Origin of the sequence: Vibrio sp. SSH13-20 (assembly GCF_040104475.1) — a bacterium.
In the GTDB taxonomy this organism is placed as follows: Bacteria; Pseudomonadota; Gammaproteobacteria; order Enterobacterales; family Vibrionaceae; genus Vibrio; species Vibrio harveyi.
In genome coordinates, this window is record NZ_JBECOU010000006.1 from 242,920 (window position 1) to 258,811 (window position 15,892).

The following is a 15,892-nucleotide window of genomic DNA, read 5'->3' on the forward strand; positions in this document are numbered from 1 at the left end:
AAAGGTTGGCGAAAAACTGTTTTTATTTCGTACACTTAAGTTGTGGTATGTCGATAATTTAGGTGGAGAAAAGCCGCTCTAATCACATCAAATACGCTGACTTTCATGAGCCTTTTCTTCTGGTTTCTCTACTTGGTGTGGAGGTGAAGTATGGCGCACCGGAGTTTTTACCCGTTTGCAAAACCGCTCAATGAGCAAATGCAAACTTTGAAGAATAGGATGCAGGCACATTTACCGTGTGTCGATAGGGTGTCTTTTGCTAAGTATCACCCTAAACAAGGCATGCTTAAATCTTTTGCCGAAAGTGAGTTCGACACTTGGTGTTTGGCTCATCACGAAGCGCCACTTCGAAAACTGCACAACCTGAGCATTGCTGCAGACAATGCCATCCCTCGTCTTGTTAACGATCTTTACGACATCAACCACTGCCCACGTATTCAAACCTTGTTGAAACAAGGCTACCACTCGTCTGTCGCTATTCCTTGTTATGACCGTCAAACCTTTACTGGGTTTGTGTTTCTCAATTCGATTCAACCCAATGCGTTTAGCGTCGAGGCTTTAAATGGGCTAAGACCCTATTTTGAGATGGTGCAATTTGCCGTTGAATCTGAAGACCACGTTGTCAATGCGATTGAAATCTTGGCAGAAAGAATGCAGTGCTTGATGCCAGGGTATTCGCCGGAAGTTTACTCGCACACTAAGCGTATTGGTATGTACGCCCAATTAATTGCGACAGAGCTTGCCGATGCTTATCAATTTAGTGATGAAGTTGTCGAGCAAATTGGAATGTTCACTCGTTATCATGCTTTGAGTGAAATAAAACTCCCTGCTGATGTGGTATGTAATCGACGATGTGTCAATGCAGAGCAAGAAGCGCTGCTATCTGAGCATATTGAACAATGTGTTGAATCAGCAGATAACATTGTGGCGAGAATTGGTAATCCAGTTCATCCGAGTGTCACTTTATTTCAGCAAATTACGTCTTACCAATATGAAAACCTCGATGGGTCTGGCTATCCGCATGGGTTAGATCGTTCAGGGATTCCTATCGCCGCTCAAATCGCGGCAGTTGCTAATGTGTTTGATGTCATGACCACCCATCATCCATATCGTCAAGCGTGGTCAATCCCGTATGCCTTGTTAGAGCTTGAAAAACGCGTTTACCAAGGCTTGTTATCCCGAGAATGCGTGAATGCTTTGCGCGAACATCAAGGCTACTTAAAACAAATTATTCATAAGTACCCAGAGCATTATGCTGGTATGGGGTTAATGTGAAAGTAGAGGAGCAAACCATGGAAGGGAATCAAAATATTGACTAGGAGGTCGGAATAAATAATACTGTATATGTATACAGTAACTCGTTTGGAGGTGAAGTATGTTGTGGGAAACCCTAGAAAGAGTAAACCGCTTACGCCAACAAGCACTTGCGAATGCTGAATTCGTAGAGTCGGCAAAGGAACATGAAGAAGCTTTGCATGACCAAGAGTATCACTACCAACCAAGAAAGCGTTCAGCCAAAGACAAACAAGGTAAGAAGTCGCTGGCCGATATCTATAAAGAAGTAGAGTTTGGCGCTGACGCTCGTCATTAACTGGTTCAACAACGCTGCGGCTCTCATCCAACTTTTCTTATCGTCGCAGCTTAACTTATTCCTTGAGCGAGCATTGCGAATGGCGATGCTCGCCGCCGATAGTCCTCATTTCCAATCCCTATTTCATTTCGTTTTAAATTGCTTTTCCCCTTGCTTCTGACGTGCTTTTTGTAGCGAGAATGTGCTCCCAATAAGATTTATAAAATTATTTATTAATGATAATGACAATGGTTTGCATTTGTATCTTTGCTGTTATATAAAGCCAAGCTTATTAATCGTTTTGTTGAATAAAATTATAAAACGTAACGGGAAGGTAGACGGCAAAGCGAAGTTTCACCAGCCCCGAGACGTAAATAGGATTAGGTGAAGTAGGGATGTTAGAAGCCAAAGCACTCCAATTCGATATTGACGGTAAGTCTTTGTTGAAAGCATTTGATTTGACGTTTGAAACTGGAAAAACGTACGCGCTTGTCGGACACAATGGTTCTGGCAAATCCACACTTCTCAAGCTGCTCGCTCAGCAACAACCATACAGTGATGGCGATATTTTGCTGCATGGTGACAACATCAACCGTTTATCGGCAAAGAAATTTGCCCAGCACATCGCTTACCTTCCTCAGCACTTACCCATGACCGACAGCATTCTCGGTCGAGATTTAGTGAGCTTCGGTCGTTACCCTTGGCATGGTTTATTAGGACGGTTGAGTACAAAAGATAAAACCATCGTGGAAGAGGCGATGGAAATGACAGGAACATCCAAATATGCCGATCGCCTTGTCGACACGCTTTCTGGTGGTGAGCGCCAACGAGTGTGGCTTGCGATGTTACTCGCACAGAAAACCGAATACCTGTTGCTTGATGAGCCCTTGTCTGCGCTCGATATTAGTCATCAGGTCGATATGCTTTCTTTGATCTCTAAACTTAGTAAAGACCTAGGTTTAGGGGTCATCATCGTACTGCATGACATTAACTTAGCTGCACGCTTTTGTGATGAGATTGTCGCATTGCACCAAGGTGACTTGATAGCGCAAGGTGACGTTCAACAAGTATTTACCGAGCCTAAGTTGCAGCAAATCTATGGCATTGAAATGCGTATTTCTGACCATCCTGCTGGGTATCCAGTAGCGATGCCAAGCTAAGTGGGGTCAACAATGGATTGTAAGCCGCTTATTTCATTGCTGAAGCGACTTGTTTGGGCGACAAGTCTTGCTTTTCCTCTGTTTGCTCATGCAGTTGATAAGACGCCATCACCACGAGTGATGTCGGTGGATTGGACACAGACCGAAACCATGCTTGCACTCGGTGTTGTTCCGGTTGGCGTCGCACAAGGGCAAGATTATGACGCATGGGTGAAAGCCCCAATATTACCAAAACAAACAAAAGATGTGGGTTTAAGAACGCAACCCAACATTGAGCGTATCTACGAGCTCAAACCCGACCGTATTTTTATTGCCCCTTATTTTTCTGCGATGGAAAGCCGATTAGCGGAAATTGCGCCTGTTACAACGATAGATCTTTACGGGCAGGGAATCACGGATTGGTCGGTATTGACTCAATTCACTCGTACTTTCGGCAAAGAATTGGGACGAGAGGTAGAAGCAGAAACGTTTATTGAACAGTCAGAGGCACAGCTTGCCTCACTCAAAGAAAAAGTCGACCAAAATTCAGCGCCATTATTAATGGTCCAGTTTATGGACACTAAACACGTGCGTGTCTTTGGCGAGAACAGTTTGTATTCACAAGCAATAAACCAGCTTGGTCTCTCTAATGCGTGGACGGAAAAAACCAATAGCTGGGGTTTTAGTATGGTCGGTATCGACAAACTCGCGGGAATAAAAGCGCAGATCGTTATTGTGGATCCGCTTCCTCATGGTGGAGAGCAACAGTTGGCACAAGACCAATTTTGGCAATATATCGTAGAACAATCAGGTCACCCTGTTATGCGCGTTGATCCTGTTTGGAGCTTTGGTGCCATGCCCTCTGCGGTTCGCTTTGCTCATTTAGTCGCTGCGGCAAAAGAGAAGGAGCACTTCTAATGAGAGCTTTTCCTTTATCCTTAGTGATCTTACTTTCTATGTTTACGGTGTCGGTTGGAGCGTTACATCTGAGTCAAACCACCGCCTTTTCCAATGGTTTAGCAAGCCTTTGGCAGCCTGATTTCCAGTCGATAAATTCCGTTCTTCTTCATTTTAGCTGGTGGCCACGCGTGTTTACGACGGTGATCTCCGGAGCGGGCTTGGCAGTTGCTGGTGTGTTGATGCAACAGGTTCTACGTAATCCGTTGGCATCTCCTACGACTTTAGGCGTTGCGAGTGGGGCGAACTTTACGCTCATGCTTGCCACGTTATTCACACCTTGGATGCTGGACTTTTCTGCCAATTTAGTTGCTTTGATTGGTGGTATCACTTCAATGGGGCTAGTGATGTTGTTGTCTTGGCGACGGGCTCTTTCTCCGACCGTTGTTGTTGTTTCTGGCTTGGTGATCAACTTGTATTTTGCTTCTCTGAGTACGGTCATTTTGATGATGAATACGGAGAAGCTCAATGGACTCATGATCTGGGGAGCAGGCTCCTTAGTTCAAAGTGGTTGGGATGATTTCAGCTATCTTGCACCAAGAGTCGCCATTGCTGCACTAGTGGCATTTTTGTTTGCTAAACCTTTGAGCCTTTTGGAGCTATCAGAGCAAGGAGCAAAGAGCTTAGGTGTGTCGCTAGCGAAGCTGCGCTTTGTTTGCCTTGGCTTAGCGGTGCTTATTACTTCTTGGGTTGTGGCGACGGTGGGTATCATCGGTTTTATCGGTCTTGCTGCGCCAGCTATTACACGCTTGATTGGCGTGCATAAGATTCAGCACAAACTTTGGATCTCAATGTTGATTGGTGCAATGCTTTTGACCCTCACCGATTTAGTCATTCAACAATTACCGGGTTTGATGGCGAGCTTTATTCCAACAGGAGCTGCCACTGCCGCGTTAGGCGCACCACTGTTACTTTGGTTACTACCTCGATTATCACAAAAGACGCAAGGGCATACGCAAACCGTGCTCACTCGTCACTCGGAGCGCGTCAACAAACTTAACAAACACGCTATCGCATTTACTTTGTTGATCATCTTGGCGGGCATCGTGCTCTTCAGCACCGTTTCAGTTCAGAACGACGGCTGGACATCGCTTTTCTCTACCCATGAATGGCTATTTTTGGAATGGCGCACACCTAGGCTTTTAGCCGCGGCGATGGCCGGGGCTATGTTGGCGATTGCAGGAACCATGATTCAGCGATTAAGTGGCAACCCGATGGCTAGCCCGGAAGTAATTGGTATCAGCTCAGGAACTGCAATGGGCTTGATCATTGCTATGTTTACTGGCGTTGGTGCATCGGTTGTGACTTTGTCTATTGGTGGCTTGATTGGTGCCTTGTTGACGGTACTAATCATTGTCTTGTTGAATAGAAAATCTGGCTTCCAACCAGAACGAATCTTGCTGACAGGTATTGCCATTACTGCACTCATGAATGCCATCCAGAGTTTTATTTTGGCAACGGGTGATCCACGCAGTTATCAAGCATTGGCTTGGCTTTCAGGCTCGACGTATTACGTGTCAATGGACACGCTGCTCCCGCTCGCTCTTTCTGCCATTGTGTTTATTGGTTTGAGTTTTGTTTGTGTTCGCTGGTTAGATATTTTGCCGATCGGGGCTTCTTCTTCTAAAGCTCTCGGTCTCAAAGTTGACCGTTCTCGTGCCATTTTACTATTGCTTGTGGCTTGTCTTACTGTCAGCGCGACTTTGGTTGTTGGTCCTATTAGTTTCGTCGGTTTGCTTGCGCCACATTTGGCACGTTTGTTTGGCTTTAATAAAGCATCGCAACACATGCTATGTGCCGCCTTGCTTGGTGCAGGTGTGATGCTATTGGCTGACTGGATGGGCAGACAGGTGCTTTATCCGCAAGAGATCCCTACAGGATTGGTGGCATCTCTTATTGGTGGTTTGTATCTGATGTGGGGACTACGTCGACTGTAACGACGATTTGGCTTCATTCCTCACATATCAAAACAATAAAAATCTAGAACTGGGTGATCGCTCTCATCACCCAGTTTGTGATGCTAGCAAAGCACGTCCTGTGTTTTTGCATTTAAGGAAAATCAGTGGTTATGCCGGAACCAACCCGTGTGGGCTTGTCTATTCGCTCAACGCATAAAAGGTTGGAAAGGTTGCCGACAAAAAAGGAGAAAAATGATGAATCGGCAGTTTATGCTAACACCCGCAGCAGTGGCTATTGCGATGGTGCTAGTAACCCCTCAAGTGCTTGCTCAAGAAGATGAAAACATTGTTGTAATTGGTCTACAAGAAGACAGTGCCGTTGGCCCTGATTTTAGCTACCTTGGTGCGAAGAGTCGTACTGCAACGAAGATGGATTTAGCGATCAACGAAACGCCACGCGCTGTTTCCGTTGTGACTCGTGAGCAAATGGATGACCGCGCATCAATCAGTGTCTCAGATGCACTGCAATATACGCCAAGCATTCAAACCAATTACTTTGGTGAAGATAACAAGCAAGATTGGTTTATTATCCGTGGTTTTAAGCAGGCGAATAGTGGCTTATATCAAGATGGAACTCGTCTGTATTCATCTGGATTTTACAGTTGGCAGATTGACCCGTTTGCATTAGAGCGAGTGGAAGTGCTTCGTGGCGCAGCCTCTGTGCTTTATGGTCAAAACCCTCCAGGTGGTGTTATCAATTTAGTGAGCAAACGCCCTCAGTTTGATGGTGGCTCTGGTCAGGTGTCGGTGGAGTATGGTTCTGAAGATCGCAAACAGATTTCTCTGGATGTGAACTCAGAAGTGAATGAGAAGCTTGCTGTTCGTGTGCAAGGTTTGGCGCGAAAGAACGGCACACGTGTTGATGGCGTTGAGGCCGAGCGTTTCCTTATTGCTCCTTCACTGACTTACAAGTTCACTGATACGTCAGAAATTACTTTGCTGACCAGTTACCAAAAAGATGATTCTGACCCATACCTGCAGTTCTTACCTGTAGAGGGAACATTGAAGCCAAACAAAAACGGTAAGATAAGCGATAGTCTTGCGGTCGGGAACACGGATTGGGAAACGTTTGAACGCGAACAGCTTTCTGTTGGTTACGAGTTTGCACATATGTTCAATGACACGACTTCGTTTGTTCAGTCGACTCGTTATAGCCAAATGGACGTCAACCTTCGACAAATGTATTCGTACGTCTATGCTGCTGACGTCCCAGGATTAGGTCCGCTGCTTGATCCTTTGAATGAGCGCAAAAGCATCCTGCGTGCGGCCAGTACAGAAGAGGGCTCTTCTGATGCTTTCAATATTGATAACCGCTTGATGCACAACATGCAATGGGGAAGTGTTGAACATAACCTCATGGTTGGTATTGACTATCAGATGGTCAGTATTGATGGTAAAGACTTTGCAAGCGACCCATTGGTGGCTGATGGAAATTCACTCTTAACCACGCCTATTGGAATCTTGCCAGATCCGCGTTTTGATGTTTTCAACCCAAGTTATTCGAACAATGTTTGGTTGCTAGACCCAACAACGCTTCAGCCTTTGACTGACGCCGACAAGCAGCGAACAAAGGTTGATAACGAGCAGCTTGGTATCTATCTACAAGACCACATTCTGGTCAATGACAAGTGGGCGGTTCTTCTTGGCGCACGTTATGATGATACGAGCAATGAGGTTCACAATGTAACGACAGGCTCTCGAACTAAAGTTGATAATGAAGAGTGGACGTTTAGCGTAGGTACTGCATACATTTCAGAGGCTGGTTTTACGCCATACTTTAGTTATTCGCAGTATTTTGATCCTATTATTCAGCAAGACAGTGCAGGCAAGCCTGCGAAGCCAGAAAGTGGAGACCAGTTTGAAATCGGTGTGAAATACCAACCTCGTACGTTCGATGGCTACTTTAATATTGCAGCTTACCAAGCAACGAAAGAGAACCTTGCTCGAATCCACCTCAATCAGTTAACTCAAATTGGTAAAGTAGAAAATAAGGGTATTGAATTTGAAGCAGTAGCAAATGTGACCCCGTCACTGACATTACTTGGTAACATTGCTTATGTGGATTCTGAAATCAAAGAAGATGTGAACGCAGCATGGGTGGGCAATTCTCCATCTCAAGTGGCGAACACGGTATCATCCGCTTGGGCGCATTACCGTTTCCTAGAAGGGACACTTGATGGCTTAGCTGTTGGGCTTGGGGCGCGTTACACCGGTGAATCATACGGCGATAACACTGAAACAATTAAAGTGCCGGGCTACTTCTTGATGGATGCGACGGTGAGCTACCGTATTGGTGATTACAAGTTGCAAGTTGCAGCTAAGAACCTAGCAGATAAAGAGTATGTCGCGACATGTGATGGCTTTTGTTGGTACGGCGACCGTCGTAATGTCATCGCGAGCTTAACCTACGATTGGTAAATATTAGTGTGAAACAAAAATCCCCCGAATTATCGGGGGATTTTTTAGAAATCAGCTTTGCGCACGTAATGAGGGTTTTTGTACTTTTTCTCGGGACCAAAGGTAGAAACCACCAATTTATTCCATAACGCTTTATCGAACTCGCCTTTTGGGATTGAAGGGTAGAGCGTTTCTTCCTCTTCTCTTGCAAAGTTCATGTACTGTTTTTTCTTGATTTGGTTGTACTTTTTAGCAATCTGATTGTGCTTTCTTACCCACTCAAGCTTGTACTCGCGTAATACCTTCTCACCCTTGTCCGCATCCATTCGAGATAAGAATAGGCGTTTGTAAGAAACCTTTCTGTCCAGCATGGTACGCATGACGGTTTGAATGTATTTACCGTGATGAGTAATGGTGATGTCATTCTCATCGATAGGCGTGATGCACCAACTCTTTGGTAAAAAGCTTGGTTTCTTAAATTGCTTATTACGTTCCATTAGCACCTGATGAAGAACCAAATCAGATGTGCCGCGGAAGGTCTTTTGCCACTTAGCGATTCGAATTTGTAGCGAACCTGGCAAGCGATAGATGTTAGTAAACTTATCTTGGTCCATGGACTTCAGTCATGAAATTAACATGCAATAGGAAAATTGATAGACGCGAGTCCCGGCAAGCAGAATGAATCCACTTTGCTGAGGGAAAACGTGTCGGTAATTAGCGCGATTTTACAACGACATCGCTCAAAATAGCGAGGGGTTATGTCAATAATAGGTAAGAAATAAAAAAATTGTTTAGATTATGAATAGAATCAGGTGGTTTTATGGGGATTTTAACTTGAACACCTCCAAAGTAACCTTAGTGTACTTCCGACTTTGTAAAAGGAAAGGGACGTCAGTTTCGAGTCTTCATCAAAAGCTCAAAGCTAGGGCGTAAATCTCATTAGCCCTGCCTGTTCTGAACTTAAAATAGAGCTTTAAGCTCATGAACGCCCCCATTTCTGTTTTAATTGGTTGTTCAGAAACAGGGGAGTCACCATTGTCATCTACGATGTGTTTTTAACGAGGAGATAAAAAACGTGCTTTCACGTTTTTAACTTGCTCCAATATTTTCCTATTTAATGTTTATTTTTCTTGTCTTAACGTTTCTCGTAATTGAAAGAATAATCAACCCGAATGCGGTAAATAGCCCCAAACCCGCGCCATTACGTTTCGTTGGTGTTTTTTCAACATCCCTAGGTACAATATTCTTCGCTGTTTTTCCTTTAATTGGAATTAATTTAACCGCAACGACTTCTTCCTTATCTGAACAAGTCGCATTATTGGCGGTGGTTTTATATCCAGAATGACACTTCAGCGCTGTTGCAGAAATAATGCCCGCATCATTAATGTCGCTCGCATCGATAATTCTGAATCGGTTATTTTCTTGGGAGTAAGAGGTGGACGAAGTATCGCTTGAATCTGAACCGTTTGTTAAATCATCCAAATACCACGCTTTTCCATCAAACAGCGTTTTTGCTCTTTCACTGACTTTACTATTTTTTGCATAAGGCAAGATAAACGCTCGTTGTCTACGTGGTTTGCCTTTCGATGCGCGTACCTTTTCTGCATCCACTCTGCCGACAATTTCATTGTATGTATTGATTGCCCCCATTTTTCCACTCGCACCGTCAAAGAAAATCCCGGATTGCAAATAGTTGGCTCGCAATGTTTTTGCTCTTACATCATTGACGACGAATAAACGGTTGGGCGCAGAACCTGTTGGCATTAAATACTGCCCTGAACGTTTCGCTTCACCAATCGCAACGAAGTTAGAGTTAACGCCGGTTAACCTTGAATTGCTATGCAGTGTTTTGTTTTTAATTCGTTGCTGTGCCCCGTCCACGGGTTTGTTGACCCAATCTTCTTTTTTATTTAGGTCGCCAACAAAGACGGTGGCGTCCATGTAGTTGTCTTTCTGATACGAGTTGTAGCCGACGCCATAGACAGTACTACCATCAGTAACAAAGTCTCGCATGCTACCTTGAGCAAGTCTTTTGCCGCCTTTGAGTCGTTTGCTTTGCCATTCGAGTTCTAGCGCATTTCCTTTGTCATCCCATATTGCAGCTTTAGAACTGTGGTTTGACCCTGATTTTCTCGCCACGCTGCCAACAGTGATAGCGTCATCTGTCGCCCATGCACGGGTTGCGACTATGGCTGCTTGATCGCCTGCAGTAGTAAAGTTTGGTTTAACTGGTGAAATGGTGTCTTTAGAGTCTAATCCAGTCGCCACCGTCCCAATTGGCTTTGCGTCTTTTGTTAAAGCATTAACCACGCTGTTTTTGGTATTTGGGTTAAAGAGAGGGAAGGCTGTGTTGTGGTCACCTTCTACGTATGCGGTTACTGTTGGCTCAGATGCTTCATTGTGACCCAATGACCATGCTTGCCAGAGTGTGCTCGCCCACGCTGAACAAATCTTGTATTTTTTTTCGTTGTCACAGTATCGTTTAAAACCAGATTCACTACCTCGATATGCAAAGCTAGAATCCATTGCAAAAGGTACTTCTTCTCTCAGTTCAGATACATCAATAGGTTTCCCCTCTAGCATAGCCGTTGAGCGAACATCGAGTGCTATTTTGAATTTACTGGCATCACAATTCGCTTCTTTTTCAAAGCAACCGAGTGAGTAAGGTTGTCCAGTAATTGGATCATTAATGTCTCCACTTTGAATCGCGGAACCAAATGAAGATAAATTAGTGTTATCGGGAACGACTTGCACTACTTGATATAGTGCAGCTTGTGAACTTATTGAAAAACCAGCAGTAGCAAGCGCTATAAACTTAATATTCGCTTTTAAACTCATCCATCCAATTCCTATCATTCTAAATAATGTTATCGGTAATATGTGACCAAGGAATTTATAGATAATTCATTATTGAACGGTGTTTTTTTGTATGTGTTCACGTACAAATAAATACATAAAAATACAAAGTAAATAGTTTTAAAATAAGAATGGATAACGGGTTATATACCCAAGTGACTTCAAGATGTAGGATTCAGAGCGTTGTCATTGATTCGAGGTCAAGGAAAACAACGCAGCGAAATAGCCAGCTCTTTCCAAGTTGTTTGACGCAGCCATTGGTTTAATTAAAAAAGCGGGGCAATGCCACGCTCCCGAAGGGCGAGCTGTCTTGGCTTGTATACTTTGTTGCCGACTCTTGATTTAGAGTGACTAGATCTTTAAATCGTCGCCGCGTCTACAAACCAAGTCATTCTCGCTGAACCTAGCATCTCGAGGTTACTTGGGTATAGTCTAAGAAAACTAGAAATGTAGGCGGTGGAAACCGAAGAATGAGACACCAAATCGGTTCGCCCGTATTGGGGATAAACAAAAGCTCGCAGTATGACCAACGGGCTTAATGTCTGGGTCTGTAGACTGTTTAAACAGCTTCCTCAAACTGTTTGTCATCTTCCTCTTCAAGTTGCTGAATATGTCGATTTGCTTGCTGAAGCTGGTACATCTGCGCGTATCGTCCATTGTGTTTTAACAGCGCTTTGTGCGTGCCACTTTCAACCAAATCGCCATGATGCAAAACGATAATCTGATCGGCATCTAAAATAGTCGATAATCGGTGCGCAATGACGACAAGCGTCATATCTTGGCGCAGAACTTCTAAGCTTTTTTGAATCAGAGCTTCAGTACCCGAATCGATGTTCGCGGTTGCCTCATCCAAGATAAGGATTTTTGGTTTAGCCACCAAAACACGCGCCAGCGCAAGCAACTGCTTTTGACCTGCAGAAAGATTCGTTTCGCCTTGTCCAAGTTGTGTGTCTAGACCATTCGGATAACGACGAATTTGTTCTGCCAATCCTACCTTTTCTAGTGCATCCCAAACTTGAGTATCTTCGACCGCTCTACCTAAAGAAATATTTTCTCTTACGCTAGCAGGTAAGATATGCGGGTCTTGTTGAACCATGGCAACGTCTTTACGAAGTACGTCTTTTCCTAGGGACTTTAATGGACGACCATCGATGCGTAACTCACCGATGTTCGTTGGATAAAAGCCCATCAGTAGTGATGCGAGAGTACTTTTACCACTGCCGGTATGACCAACAAGAGCGATAAAGTCTTGGTGAGCAGCTTTGAGAGAAATGTCTTTCAACACGTCTTGTTTGCCATCGTAGCTGAAAGTGAGATTGCTCAATTCGATTGCACCCGTTTGGAGTGGGCGGTGATCGTCACCATAGGTTTGTTCTTTCGCATCCATTAACTCGAACACTCGCTCACTCGATACTAATGCTTGCTGAAGTAATGCCAACTGCTGAGTCATTTCAATCAAAGGTTCAGTTACGCGCGCTAAGTAGCTTATGAAGGCATAAAGAACGCCGACACCAATCATTTCTACGCCATTAAAACCAAAGATAGCAACGAGTGAGAGCAGTGCAAGACCCGCGAGTAAATCCATGAGCGGACGCAGTAGGAAGCCGTTCAAACGAATAACTTTCTTTGATGCGACTAAATGACCTGCGGTGAGCCCGTTGAATTGCTTGTTGAATCGTTCTTCTTGCTGCATCAACTGCACTACACTCATGCCTTGAATAGACTCACTCAAGTTGGCGTTAATGTCTGTCAGTAAATCACGCATGTTGCGGTAGCTTTCGGTACTTAGTTTTTTGAACAGGTACATGAAGCTGATAACGATAGGTAGGAGTACTAACACCACGATAGTCAGCTTCCAGCTCATGTAAAACATAACCCCAAGCATTACCAAGATCATCACCGCGTTCTTCACTACCGTCGCGATTAGCAGTTCGTAAAACTGTTGCAGCGATTCCGTGTCGTTGGTGATTCTTGAAACCAACTTACCAGCAGGAGTGTAATCAAACTCGGACAAGGGTTGCTTGATGACGCCAGCGAAAACTTGTTTGCGAATCGTTTTTATTGTGTTGGTCGCCACAATGCTGAACTGCAGCGATTGGAAGTATTGAAATGTCGCTGAAATAAGCTGTAATGCGATGTAGCCCGCTGCCAATGAAATCAAAATATCTCGTGAATAATCACCTTTCGCGATGTGTTCATCAATAAAGTATTGAACGAGCCAAGGCCCACCCGCGCTGGCTAACGCGGCTATAAACAGCAGTGCTAAGCCTTTTAACATAGGCTTTGGTTGCGACAATGGGTAAGACAATAACCGTTTAAACGTTGTTGATTGCTTCATTATTCGTCCTCCATTGCTTGTTCTAATTTTTGATATTGGTACATCTCTGCGTACCAACCTTGCCGCTCAAGGAGCGCGCGATGTTGACCACGTTCTGCGATGTGACCGTGGTTGAGTACGACAATCTCTTCGGCTGCCTCTAGTGCAGTGAGGCGATGAGCGATGACGATTAACGCCTGTTCACGGTAATACGTCTCTAGGTTCTTTAGTATTTGATGCTCTGTACGCCCATCAACGGCAGATAGTGCGTCATCCAAGACCAGCACTTGTGCATTGAGCAACATGGCGCGAGCAATAGCGATACGTTGTTTCTGACCTCCAGAGAGGGTAATGCCTTTTTCGCCCACTTCTGTTTGATAGCCTTCAGGAAACTTCTCAATATCGTCGTGGATACAAGCCAGTTTCGCCGCACGATAAACGTCTTCTTTTGATGCGTCAGGGTTACCTAGAGCGATGTTGTCGAAGATAGATTTAGAGAACAAGAACGGGCTTTGATTGACCACGGCAAAGCGGTTTCGCCATTCTGGTAAGAGTGCGTTTTTGATTTTGATATCACCAAATTGAATCGTACCGTTGTCCATGTCATGTTGACGAAGCAGTAGGGTTAGCAAGGTTGATTTGCCACTACCGACAGGACCTGCAATGCCGAGCATTTTTCCAGGCTCCAAAGTGATGTGAACATCGGTGAGCGCAGCGGGCAGATCTTTTGACCAGTGGAACTCATTAATCTTGATCTGCAAAGGTAATGGATCCGTGCCTAATGGTGTATCGCCACTGATGATTTCTGGCTTCTCATCAAATATTTCTTGTAGGCGATTCCACGCAGCAGAGCCTCGTTCCAGAATATTGAACAAGAACGCGAATGCCAACATCGGCCAGATCATAAGACCTAAGTACATGGTAAACGCGGTCAAATCCCCAAGTGTAATATCACCTTGGTCAACTAAATACGCACCTGATGCCACGCTTAGGAAGAAAGACATGCCAATGGTCAATTGGATTGCTGGGTCAAAACGTGCGTCAACGCGAGCTACCGCGATATTCTTCTCGCCAGTATCATCGACGACATCTTCAAAACGCTTTTGCTCTTGGTTTTCTAACCCAAAAGCTCGCAGCATACGTACGCCATTCAATGATTCTTGAGTCATGTCTGACATTGTAGAGAAAGCTTCTTGTGCGATCTTAAAACGTTTATGCAGAATGCGAACAATGAAAAAGATGATGATCGCGAGGAATGGCATCGGTAAAAGAGCCATTAACGTCAGCTTCCAACTGATTTGTGTCACCATAATAATGAAAACAGCAATACCAGTAATCACCGAATCTGCCGCGGTTAATACGCCTTCACCGGCTGTCATCACGACGTTGCGTACGTCATTGGTGCCACGAGCCATCAGGTCGCCAGTTTTGTATCTTTCGAAGAATCGAGGAGGTTGCGTGGATATATGGCGGTAGAGTCGGTTACGTAAAATAGTGCCTAATTCCCAACTCGCGCCAAATAACCAGATACGCCATAGAATTCGACAGCCATATATCGCAAAAAATAACGCAATAAGACCGGTTAACCACATCAGTAAGGTGCTGGTTTCTAGCGTGTTATCAACCACACCATCGACAATAATGCCGACTGCTTTAGGGGGAACAAGCTGAAGGGCTGAAATGACGGCAAACAATAGGATTGACCCCACATATTGTTTCCATTTGAGTTGGAAGTACCAACGCAGCTGCCAGAATATTCTCATTTCGCCTCCTGCTTAAATTATTGAATTTGTTATAGAACTATTATTGAGCGAATTAATGAGTTTACAAGCGGAATTTTTGAGCGAAATGAAAAACAATACAATGTGTCGATTTGGCAGGAACAGTGTGGTTTGCTGCCTTATGTATCGCTGAAAGGTGTGGATGTAACGAGATAATGTGAATTTATTGTTAATTTGACGTTTTGAAGGGTTTTGGGTTGTTAGGGGATAAAAGCTTCAAAAGTGATGCTTTTGAAGCTCATTCCGAGTGGTTTTAGCAGTCTCTAGTTTGAATTCCGTATTTTATTTGATCACCTGATGTTTTCGGGTAGTAAACCTCAACATAACAAAGATGAGAGATATCTACGGGCTTATTAGCAAAGCCAATCAAGAAGTAAGGTTCGTTTTCATCATCCACGCCATACCATCGATTGATAGTTAATTGAGGGTCAAAACCAGCGAGTTCTTGTGCAGGTATTACGTTCTTTATGTATCCGTAATAGCCAATTAAATCCTTAACACCATCGCTATCCAAGTCAATATTCTTGACCTCTCCACCATCGACTTGTTCTTGAGATTGCATGACTGCTTTCGCATAAACTTGATTGTTTGCGGTCATCAAAGCTTCTCTTGCGCCATGCAAGACCGCAATACGGGCGTCTTTTTGGATGTCTAAAAATTTTGGAAACGCCACAACACTTACTATTCCCAGAATGACGATACAAATCACCAATTCTATCAGAGTAAAACCTTTGGAATTACGCACAGCCAACCTCCGAATTTGCTTTTATAGACTGCTATTCTGGAACAAAATTATGGCTGGAAAGGTATTGAAAAAGAATGAAGTTATGCGATGAGTTGTCATGTTCTTATATATAAAACAAATTGCTCATTTTTTTAACTTGAAGTGTGTTTGTTTTTACATAAAAAGTTATTGA

General features: G+C 44.1%; 11 protein-coding genes. 6 read left to right on the forward strand and 5 right to left on the reverse strand.

Translation table 11 applies throughout. The features are described 5' to 3' along the window. Nucleotides 1–150 precede the first annotated feature (150 nt). The 6 genes from ABMY42_RS18490 (at nt 151) to ABMY42_RS18515 (ending at nt 8,042) form a co-directional block, all read left to right on the forward strand. The gene (locus ABMY42_RS18490) at nt 151–1,275 is read left to right on the forward strand and encodes an HD domain-containing phosphohydrolase (RefSeq protein WP_017819472.1); all 1,125 of its coding nucleotides are present in this window, start codon (nt 151–153) and stop codon (nt 1,273–1,275) included. A gap of 100 nt (nt 1,276–1,375) precedes the next feature. After that, a complete protein-coding gene (locus ABMY42_RS18495) occupies nt 1,376–1,591 on the forward strand; it encodes a hypothetical protein (protein WP_005433984.1) in 216 nt (71 codons plus the stop codon). Nucleotides 1,592–1,965: 374 nt separating this feature from the next. Beyond that, nucleotides 1,966–2,730 (forward strand): ABC transporter ATP-binding protein, encoded by a 765-nt coding sequence (locus ABMY42_RS18500; RefSeq protein WP_005444434.1) that lies wholly within the window; start codon nt 1,966–1,968, stop codon nt 2,728–2,730. A 12-nt stretch (nt 2,731–2,742) separates the two neighbouring features. Beyond that, nucleotides 2,743–3,627, forward strand: coding sequence for an ABC transporter substrate-binding protein (locus tag ABMY42_RS18505; RefSeq protein ID WP_017819471.1), 885 nt, complete (start codon nt 2,743–2,745; stop codon nt 3,625–3,627). Then, a complete protein-coding gene (gene fhuB, locus ABMY42_RS18510) occupies nt 3,627–5,603 on the forward strand; it encodes a Fe(3+)-hydroxamate ABC transporter permease FhuB (RefSeq protein WP_349266611.1) in 1,977 nt (658 codons plus the stop codon). Before ABMY42_RS18505 ends, fhuB begins: the two co-directional genes overlap by 1 nt. A gap of 216 nt (nt 5,604–5,819) precedes the next feature. Continuing rightward, the gene (locus tag ABMY42_RS18515; protein ID WP_050925845.1) at nt 5,820–8,042 is read left to right on the forward strand and encodes a TonB-dependent siderophore receptor; all 2,223 of its coding nucleotides are present in this window, start codon (nt 5,820–5,822) and stop codon (nt 8,040–8,042) included. A 44-nt stretch (nt 8,043–8,086) separates the two neighbouring features. Here the strand turns inward: ABMY42_RS18515 and ABMY42_RS18520 are convergent, their stop codons facing one another. The 5 genes from ABMY42_RS18520 to ABMY42_RS18540 all read right to left on the reverse strand — a co-directional run bounded on the left by ABMY42_RS18520 (nt 8,087) and on the right by ABMY42_RS18540 (nt 15,720). After that, nucleotides 8,087–8,635: a hypothetical protein gene (locus ABMY42_RS18520; RefSeq protein WP_005442115.1), complete on the reverse strand. Its 549-nt coding sequence runs from the start codon at nt 8,633–8,635 to the stop codon at nt 8,087–8,089. Between the two features lie 496 nt (nt 8,636–9,131). After that, nucleotides 9,132–10,859 carry a DUF3466 family protein gene (locus ABMY42_RS18525; RefSeq protein WP_349266612.1) on the reverse strand — a complete coding sequence of 576 codons (1,728 nt, stop codon included), beginning with the start codon at nt 10,857–10,859 and terminating at the stop codon, nt 9,132–9,134. A 577-nt stretch (nt 10,860–11,436) separates the two neighbouring features. After that, on the reverse strand, nt 11,437–13,215 hold the full coding sequence (locus ABMY42_RS18530; RefSeq protein ID WP_349266613.1) for an ABC transporter transmembrane domain-containing protein: 1,779 nt from the start codon (nt 13,213–13,215) through the stop codon (nt 11,437–11,439). Then, entirely contained in the window at nt 13,215–14,957 is a 1,743-nt protein-coding gene (locus ABMY42_RS18535) for an ABC transporter transmembrane domain-containing protein (protein WP_053049170.1), read from the reverse strand. Before ABMY42_RS18535 ends, ABMY42_RS18530 begins: the two co-directional genes overlap by 1 nt. 271 nt (nt 14,958–15,228) lie before the next feature. Next, nucleotides 15,229–15,720 carry a prepilin-type N-terminal cleavage/methylation domain-containing protein gene (locus ABMY42_RS18540; RefSeq protein ID WP_050938297.1) on the reverse strand — a complete coding sequence of 164 codons (492 nt, stop codon included), beginning with the start codon at nt 15,718–15,720 and terminating at the stop codon, nt 15,229–15,231. Nucleotides 15,721–15,892 lie beyond the last annotated feature (172 nt).